The 9,959-nt window shown below is 48.7% G+C and carries 2 protein-coding genes; both read left to right on the forward strand.

What is annotated here, in order from left to right; genetic code table 11:
• A partial coding sequence (locus LQ247_RS21950; protein WP_231006600.1) for a non-ribosomal peptide synthetase occupies positions 1-3,600 on the forward strand: 3,600 nt, incomplete at its 5' end.
• Positions 3,601-3,622: 22 nt separating this feature from the next.
• A partial coding sequence (locus tag LQ247_RS21955; RefSeq protein ID WP_231006601.1) for a non-ribosomal peptide synthetase occupies positions 3,623-9,959 on the forward strand: 6,337 nt, incomplete at its 3' end.

The raw sequence follows: 9,959 nt of genomic DNA on the forward strand, positions 1-9,959 counted from the left end.
TTAAGGGAGGTCCGCGAAACGGCGCTTGAGGCGTTCGAACATCAGGATTATCCGTTTGAGGAGCTTGTCGACCGGCTTGATGTCGTCCGTGATATGAGCCGCAATCCGCTGTTTGACGTTATGTTCGCTCTGCAAAATATGGAGCGGGAATCACTGACTCTGCATGACTTGCATTTGACGACTATAGCTCATGACGCCCATAAAGTCTCTAAGTTTGATATGACTCTTTATGCAGCTGAAGAAGATCAAGAGACAATCCGTTTTGATGTTGAATTCAATACAGACATCTATCAAAAACAAACGATCAAGAAATGGCTTTCCTACTATATTCATATTCTCCATCATGTGATCGAACATCAGAACATTCATCTCGGAGATATCCATGTATTAGATGAACATGAGACAAGCTCATTCATTCACACATTTAATCAGACAAAACAAGACTACCCGAAACACGAAACGATCAGCCGTTTATTTGAATATCAAGCAGCCAAAACACCTCACGCCCCGGCCGTTATATATGACAGGCAAACCTTGACTTACCGTGAACTAAACGAACGCGCCAACAGAATAGCCGCTGCGCTTCGAGCAAATGGCGTCGGTTCAGAAAGTGTTGTCGCACTATTAACAAGTCGCACCCCTGAACTTGCGGTCGGAATTCTAGGTATTTTAAAAGCCGGCGGAGCCTATCTTCCCGTCACTGAAGACATGCCGACAGAACGACTGGAATGGATGTTGTCTGACAGCAATGCTGTGATGCTCCTCCAATCAGATCGATTAGAATCTCATATGGCAGGAAAACGGTTATTCATAGAAGACATCCAGCTTGAGGGCGGCATTTCAGCAAACAATCCCGAACAGCAGGGCGGTCCTGATTCTCTCGCTTATATCATGTATACATCCGGATCAACTGGCACGCCAAAAGGCGTAATGGTTGAACAGCGCGGCGTCGTCCGTCTCGTAAAAAACAGCGATATGGCATTTTCACCTGAAGACAGGATTTTATTTACAGCGTCTTTGGGATTTGACGCGATGACATTTGAAGTATTCGGACCGCTATTAAACGGCGCTTGTTTATACATCAGTGACAAGGAAACTTATTTAGATTCCGATCGGCTCAAGACATTCATACAGCAGAACGGCATCACGACTTTATGGCTGACATCATCCTTATTTAATCAATTATCAGAACAAAATGAACGAACATTTTCCGACCTGTCCAGATTGATTCTCGGCGGAGAAGCCCTGTCGCCAAACCATGTCAATCGCGTTCGCAACGCGGCGCCGGATCTCGCGCTATGGAATGGCTACGGCCCAACGGAAAACACAACATTCTCAACGTGCTTCCGGATCGAACACGAGTATAAGCATTCCATTCCGATCGGCCGCCCAATCGCTAATTCAACCGCTTATATTGTCAACAGCCGCGGGAGATTGCAGCCTATGGGTGTCATCGGAGAATTATGCGTTGGCGGGGACGGGCTAGCCAGAGGCTACTTCGGGAGACCTGAACTGACGAAAGAAAAATTTGTGCCAAATCCCTTCACACCTGGTGAACGAATGTACCGGACCGGTGATTTGGCCCGCTGGCTGAAGGATGGGACGATTGAATATATCGGCCGGATGGATGATCAAGTTAAAATTCGCGGCTACAGGATTGAGCTGGGAGAAATTGAAGCAGCATTGCGACAGATTGACGGTGTCAAAGAAGCCGCCGTCATCGTGCGAACCGGTCCCTCAGGACATAAAGAACTCCTTGCCTATATGAGTCTGCAAGCGGAAATGAATATCGAGAAAGTCAGATCTCTTCTTTCTCAGCAATTGCCCGGGTTTATGATCCCGGCGCATTTGGTTGAGCTTGCCGCCTTGCCTCTGACACAAAACGGAAAGCTCGACAGAAGAGCGCTGCCTGAGCCGGAGACCACAGCAATCAACACAGCATACGCCCCTCCGCGCAACCAGCTGGAGGAACGGCTTGCCGTGATCTGGCAAGAGGTGCTCGGCGTTGAAAAAGTCGGGATTGAGGATTCGTTTTTTGAACTGGGAGGCGATTCGATTAAAGCCCTCCAAGTATCTGCGCGCCTTGGACGGTTTGACTTGAAAATCACGGCAGGCGACTTATTCCGCCATCCAACTATTAAAGAAGCCGCACCTCTCATCCGCAAGACTGAGAGAAATATAGATCAGCGGCCGATTGAAGGAGAAGTACCTTGGACGCCCGTTCAGCGCTGGTTCCTCGCACAGCATATTGAAGAGAGGCAGCATTTCAACCAATCTGTCATGCTTCATAGCTCAGAAGGATTTCAGGAACAGCCGCTGCGAACAGCTTTACAGCATCTTGTCATCCATCATGATGCCCTCCGCATGACAATCATCGATGACGGCGGCCAGCTGCAGCAATTTAACAGGGGAATTCATGGAGAACTTTACAGCCTGAACATAAGAGACCTTTCTAAAACGGCACAATGGGAGAAGCTGATTGAAGACGAAGTCGCTGATTTGCAGCGCAGTATCCATTTGCAAACAGGCCCACTGCTAAAAGCAGGCTTGTTCAACACAATGTCGGGAACTTATTTATTTCTCACCATTCATCATTTGGTCGTCGACGGGGTCTCATGGCGGATTTTGCTTGAGGATTTATCGGCAGCATACAGTCAGGCGGCCGCAGGACAACCGGTTCAGCTTCCACGGAAAACGGACTCATACCAATATTTCGCAAACCGGCTTGCCGAATACGCAGAGAGCAGCAAGGTCATTCGCGAACAATCGTATTGGCGCACTGTTGAAAAAGAAAAAGCCGCTTTACTTCCTTGTGAAAAACCGCATAGCGCTGCGGACAACATTCGGAAAACGGAAAGCTTTACCCTTTCCGAAGAAGACACACACGTTTTAATCCACAAGGTTAACAACGCCTACAACACAGACACCCAGGATATTCTGCTGACGGCAGCATCATTAGCCCTGTGTGATTGGATGGGAGAGAGGAAACTGCGGATCGCGATGGAAGGACACGGGAGAGATCACACCCTACCTGAATTGGATATCAGTCGGACAGTCGGCTGGTTTACCACAATATATCCTGTGTTGATTGATTTACATCATGCAGCCGAAGGCGAGTTGGGGCTGGCAGTGAAAACAGTCAAAGATACACTCGGCAGAATACCGGACAAAGGAATGGGATACGGCATTTTGAAATATTTAACAGACTCTGAAAACAAAACAATCCAGTTCGGCAAAGCGCCTGAAATCGGTTTTAACTATTTAGGGCAATTCAATGATACAGAACGCCAACAAAAGTTCAGCTTTTCGGGGCTTGCAAGCGGGAAAGACATTACACCTACATGGCAGCGTGAGCAAACGCTGGAAATGAGCGCCATGGTAAGGCAAAATCAGCTGCATTTCAATTTGAGCTATCCGCCAAGCCGGTTCCATACAACAACAATGAAACAGCTGCTGCACATGGTGAAACATAATTTGCACCAAATCATCAAACATTGCGCACATAAACAAGAAACAGAGAAAACGGTCAGCGATTTTAGCAGCCAATCGTTAACAGCGGAAGATTTGGACAATATTGCGAGCTTTGTCGAGGAACTGTAGGAACAGGAGGCAGGGAAAAAATATGACAAAAAAACATGAGATTCAGGATATTTATCCGCTTTCTTATATGCAGGAAGGCATGCTATTTCACACCCTTCTTAACAAGGACACACAGGCATACGTCGAACAAGCCTCATTTTCAATGACAGGAAAGGTTGACACAGACATTTTTCAGAAAAGCATTGCTGTTCTTTGTGCCCGGCACGATATTTTCAGAACGATTTTTGTCAGTCAAAATGTATCCGTTCCGCAGCAGGTCGTCTTAAAAGAACGGACGATCACCGTTGAAGAAAAAGATCTGACTCATTTGGACCGATCCGGCCAGCTCAGATTGATCGATGATTTCAAAAAAACAGACAGAGCCAAAGGGTTTCATTTGCAAAAAGATGGATTGATGCGCGTCATTCTTTTTAAAACAGGGGAACGCGAATTTACATGCATATGGAGCTTCCATCACATCATTATGGACGGCTGGTGCCTCGGGATTGTTCTGAAGGAGTTTTTCCATATATACGCTTCCCTTTTGCTCCAAACACCATTAAAGCTTGAGCCTGCTGTGCCTTACAGAACTTATATTCAATGGCTGATGGAGCAGGACAAAGAAGCCGCCGCCCGGTACTGGGAGGGTTATCTTGAAGGATATGACCAACAGAGCCGGATGCCGAAGCAAAAAAAAGCGGGCGCCAAAAGCAGACAAGAAGAAGTCACCTTTTCCCTTTCTAAAACAGTTACGGATAAGCTGAAAGAGCTGGCCGCAAAGGAAGAAGTCACATTGAGCACCATTTTTCACACGCTTTGGGGAATGTTGCTGCAAGCTTATAACCAGACGGATGATGCGGTTTTCGGTTCGGTTATTTCCGGCAGGCCGGCTGAAATTGCAGGGATAGAGCGGATGATCGGCCTTTTCATTAACACGGTACCGGTGCGTGTTACCGGTACAAAAGTGCCTTTTGTGAAACTGATTAAACAAGTGCAAAAAGATGCGCTCAATGGGCAGCCGTACAGCTACCACCCGCTCTATGAGATACAGGCGGAATCCGCCGTCAAACAAGGCTTAATCGACCATATTCTTGTTTTTGAAAATTATCCTGTTGAAAAAGAAATCGCACTGCTGAACAGTGGACAAGATGCAGAGGATCTGTTTCGCATTCATGATTTCAACATGGAAGACGAGACCAACTACAGCTTTTATCTCATGGTAGCACCAGGTGAAAACATTCATCTCAAAATGAGATTTGATTCCGGCATTCATGAACGTTCTTTCATCGAAAGCGTCAAAGGCCATTTGCAGCATATCATCGCACAAGTGCTGGAAAATCCGAATTTGACCCCGGAGGAATTGACGATCACAACACAGCAGGAACAAAAAGACCTGCTCAGCACGTTGAAAATAGAGACTAAACAGCGTGAATATGAAACGATCCAGTCGATGTTCGAACGTCAGGCGGCACAATCCCCTGATGAAAAAGCAATTCACTATGAAGGGCAGTCGATCACTTATAAAGAGCTGAATGAAATGGCCAACAAACTTGCACGCCTTCTCCGAAAACGGGGTGTCAAACGCCAGGAGCCGGTCGCGATCATGGTCGAACGTTCTCCCGCATTAGCGGCGGGAGTACTCGGCATTTTAAAAGCGGGCGCGGCATTTGTTCCGATTGACCTGAGCCATCCTGCCGAACGCATTCGCTATTGCATAGAAAACAGCGGCTGTCAGCACATTGTATCACAGCATCATGTGGCGGCTTTAGCAAAGTCAGCCGCAACAAAACGATCTGTGACATTCATAGAAGAAGCAGATGCGGAAAGCGACGGAAGCAATGTCGAGACGGTAAACACTGCGGAAGATTTGCTTTACATCATGTATACATCTGGAACAACGGGGAAGCCGAAGGGTGTTTTATTTGAACATCGAAATATGGCCAATTTGCTTCATGACCAATTTGAAAACTCACGGATTGATTTCAAAACAAATGTGCTCCAGTATGCATCTTGTGCGTTTGACGTCTGCTATCAAGAATTGTTTACAACTTTGCTTAGCGGCGGCACGCTTTGCATCGCGCCTGAATCAATCAAGCGCGACCCAGCTCAGTTGTTTTTGTTGATCAATACACAGCGAACAGAAGTCGTCTTTTTCCCGACGGCTTTTGTGAAGATGCTTTTTAATGAGGAACACTATGCGAACCACTTTCCAAACTGTGTGAAGCATGTCATCACTGCGGGGGAGCAATTGACGGTCTCGCATATTTTTAAGGCATTGCTCAAGCGGCACGGCATACACTTGCATAATCATTACGGCCCGGCGGAAACCCATGTCGTCTCGACATGCACCATTCATCCTGAGGGCGACATCCCGGATTCTCCGCCGATCGGAAAACCGATCAGCCATAACGCCATGTATATCCTTGACAAATACAAACGACTTCAGCCCTGCGGTGTAGCAGGAGAGCTTTATATATCAGGCGCGAGCGTCGGGAGAGGATATGTCAACAATCCAATCTTGACAAAACAGAAATTTTTGCCCGATCCATTCAGAGGGGGAGCCGTCATGTATCGAACAGGAGATATAGCAAGGCTTCGTGCAGACGGACAAATGGACTATATCGGCCGGACGGATGATCAAGTGAAAATCAGGGGCTACCGGGTCGAACCTAAGGAAATAGAGGTGACATTGGCAAATCATCCTGCTGTTAAGGAAGCGGTTGTCCTGGTTCAAAAAGACAGTGAAGGGGAACATGAATTGTGCGCATACTACAGCACACAGAAACCGATCGACCCTTCTGCATTGCGTCATGATTTGGCCGACGCCATCCCTGACTACATGATGCCAGTAAAATGGACTGCTGTGCCAGCGATTCCGCTTACCGTAAATGGAAAAGTCGATAAAAGCGCCCTCCCAGAACCGACATCATCCGCATCGCATCAGTCATACGCCGCACCTCGCAATTTGAACGAGCTCAGGCTTTCACAGCTTTGGGAAGGTCTACTGAAAAGGGGGCCGGTCGGCATCCGCGACAACTTTTTTGAACTGGGCGGCCATTCTTTAAAAGCAACATCGCTCATCTCTCGCATCGCCAAAGAATGGAACGTTCAGATTCCGTTAAGTGATGTCTTTGCCCATCCGACCGTAGAAGGGTTGGCAGCAGTCATCAGTGAAGCGGAAGAAAACCCGTTTGCTTCGATTCAGCAAATAGAGAAGAAGGAGACATATCCGGTTTCTTCCGCACAAAAACGGATGTATGTTCTGCACCAGCTTGATGGCGGAGGAGTCAGCTACAACATTCCGGCCGTTTTGGAGCTGACAGGCGAGCTCGATCGACAGAGGGTGGAAGCTGTATTTCGCGAACTGATCCGCCGGCATGAACCCCTTAGGACATCATTCGAAGCAGGAGACGACGGCGAGCCGGTGCAGCGGATTCATGAAAAGGTGCCGTTTGCTTTTTCAAACGAATCTTCATCTGAATCATTTATCCGGCCGTTTGATCTTGGAAAGGCTCCGCTTTTCAGGGCGGGCTTAGCGACCATTGAAAAAGGACGATATCTGCTTTTAGTGGACATGCACCATATTATTTCAGACGGTGTCTCCATCCAATTGCTCATGCAGGAATTCAGCGAGCTGTATAAAGGACATGAACTGGCTCCGTTGCGCATTCAATACAAAGACTATGCAGCATGGCAAGAAACATTCAAAACAAGCGACATATACAAACGGCAAGAATCGTATTGGCTCAAACAACTGGCCGGTGAGCTGCCAGTGCTCGAATTGCCGACGGACAAACCGCGGCCCCCGGCAAAAAGCTTTGCAGGTGACAGGGTTACGTTCGAGATCAGTCAGGAGCTTACATCACGTTTACAACAGCTCGCAGGAGAAAACAGTTGCACACTGTATATGACGCTTCTTGGCATATACACCGTTTTATTATCACGGCTAAGCGGGCAGGAAGAGATCATTGTCGGTTCGCCGATCGCGGGCAGACCGCATGCTGACCTTGAATCCGTGCTCGGAATGTTTGTGAACACATTGGCTTTTCGAACACGTCCGGTGAGCGGAATATCTTTCAAACAATATTTACAGGACATTCGAGAAACAGCGCTAGAAGCCTATGAACACCAGGACTATCCGTTAGAGAAGCTGGTTGACCGCCTCGGCGTTCAGCGGGAGATGAGCCGAAATCCGCTCTTTGATACAACGTTTGCACTGCAAAATATGGAGCGGCAACAATTGTCGATGGAGGGGCTTGAGCTTCGGCAGAAAGATATCAGCCACCCGATTTCTAAATTCGACCTGTCACTGTACATGGCCGAAAGCGGCGGACAAATATATTGTCAGTTTGAATACAGTACAGATTTGTTTGAACGGAAAACGATTCAAAAATGGGCCGATTTTTTTAAAACGTTGGCTAAAAACGCTGCACAGCATCCGGAGCTGGAACTGGACCATTTGTCAATCCTTTCGAAAAAGGAAGAAAGCGTACTTCTGCAAAACTTCAGCCCGATGCAAAAAATCGATTTCCCACTGGATCAGCCGCTTCATCATCAGCTCGAGCAGCAGGCAGAAAAGACGCCTGATCGTCCGGCCGTTTTGGCGGATGGCGTCTCCATCTCCTACAGAGAACTGAATGAACGGGCCAATCAAATTGCATGGAAGCTAATTGGCCTCGGTATTCAACAGGAAGATGTGATTGCCGTGATGGGGAGACGTTCACCAGATATGCTGATTGGAATTTATGGCATTTTAAAAGCGGGAGCTGCTTACGTGCCGATCGACCCTGACTATCCTGAAGAACGAATCCGTTTTTTAATGAAGGACAGCGGCGCAAAGACCTTGCTTGCAGAATCTAATCCATCGATGTTTGAGGGAACCATTTTGCCGCTAGATGGCGGGCGCGAGAATCACGGAGAAGCGGCAGTCAATCCGAATCTCCCGGTACCGCCCGATGCCTTGGCCTATATCATCTATACATCTGGCTCAACGGGACGCCCAAAAGGCGTCATGGTGGAACACAGGTCCGCGGTCAATTTTTTATACTCACTGCAAACCCGCTACTCACTTAACGACTCGGACATCATTCTGCATAAAACGTCTTACTCGTTTGATGCTTCAATATGGGAGCTGTTCTGGTGGCCATTCGCCGGGGCTTCTGTTTATCTGCTTCCTCAAGGAGGGGAAAAAGATCCTGAAATCATCTTAAAAGCGCTGGAGGAAAAGGAAGTTACAGCCGCTCATTTTGTCCCTTCTATGCTTCACTCATTCTTGGAATATATGAATCATAGAAAAAAACCGGCCGACATCAGACATTTAAAAAGAGTCTTTGCAGGCGGCGAGCAGCTGGGGGCGCACCTCGTCTCCCGTTTTCATGAGCTTCTGCCGAGGGTGGAATTGACAAATTCCTACGGACCGACGGAAGCGACGGTAGAAGCGGCATACTTTGATGTCCCTAAAAGGAAAACACTTGACCATGTCCCGATCGGCCGATCAGGACACAATATGAGACTCTATATTTTAAATAAAAAACGGCAGCTTCTGCCGTTCGGCTGTCGAGGGGAACTGTATATCGCAGGCGCGGGCGTCGCAAGGGGCTACTTGAACCGTCCGGAGCTGACAGAAGAACGGTTTCTCGATGACCCCTTTTATTCAGGGGAACGCATGTATCAAACGGGCGATCTGGCGAGATGGCTCCCGGACGGCACCGTTGAATGGCTGGGCCGCATGGACAGTCAAGTGAAAATCCGCGGCTACCGGATCGAACCGGGGGAAGTCGAAGCGGCGCTTCGCCAGATCGACGGCGTGCGGGAAGCGGCGGTTATCGCACGGACAGAAGGGGAGGAAACCGAGCTTTGCGCCTATATTGAAGGTCAGGATCAACAAACTGTAAGGACAGAGCTGGGCAAACGCCTGCCGGCCTACATGATGCCTTCAGCCTTCATCGAGATGAAAGAGTGGCCTGTCACCCCGAGCGGCAAGCTTGACCGCAAGGCGCTGCCCGCTCCCGACGGAGCGGCTGAACGACGCGCTTACACCGCGCCGCAAACCATCACGGAAATGAAGCTCGCCAAGCTTTGGGAAGAGGTGCTGAAATACGGCCCTGCCGGCATTCGCGACCACTTTTTCGAACAAGGCGGCCACTCGCTGAAAGCGACAGCGCTCGTCTCCCGCATCGCCAAAGCGTTTGGCGTGCAGGTGCCGCTGAAAGAGATTTTCGCCAAGCCGACACTGGAAGAGCTCGCCGCCGTGATTCAGGAATTGGATGAAAGCCCGCATGCGGCGATTGAACCGGCAGAAAAACAGGACACCTACCCGGTGTCCTCGGCGCAAAAGCGGATGTATGTCCTTCAGCAGCTGGAAGACGGCGGTGTCGGCT

This window comes from Bacillus sp. BS3(2021) (assembly GCF_021043345.1).
GTDB classification, from domain to species: Bacteria; Bacillota; Bacilli; order Bacillales; family Bacillaceae; genus Bacillus; species Bacillus paralicheniformis.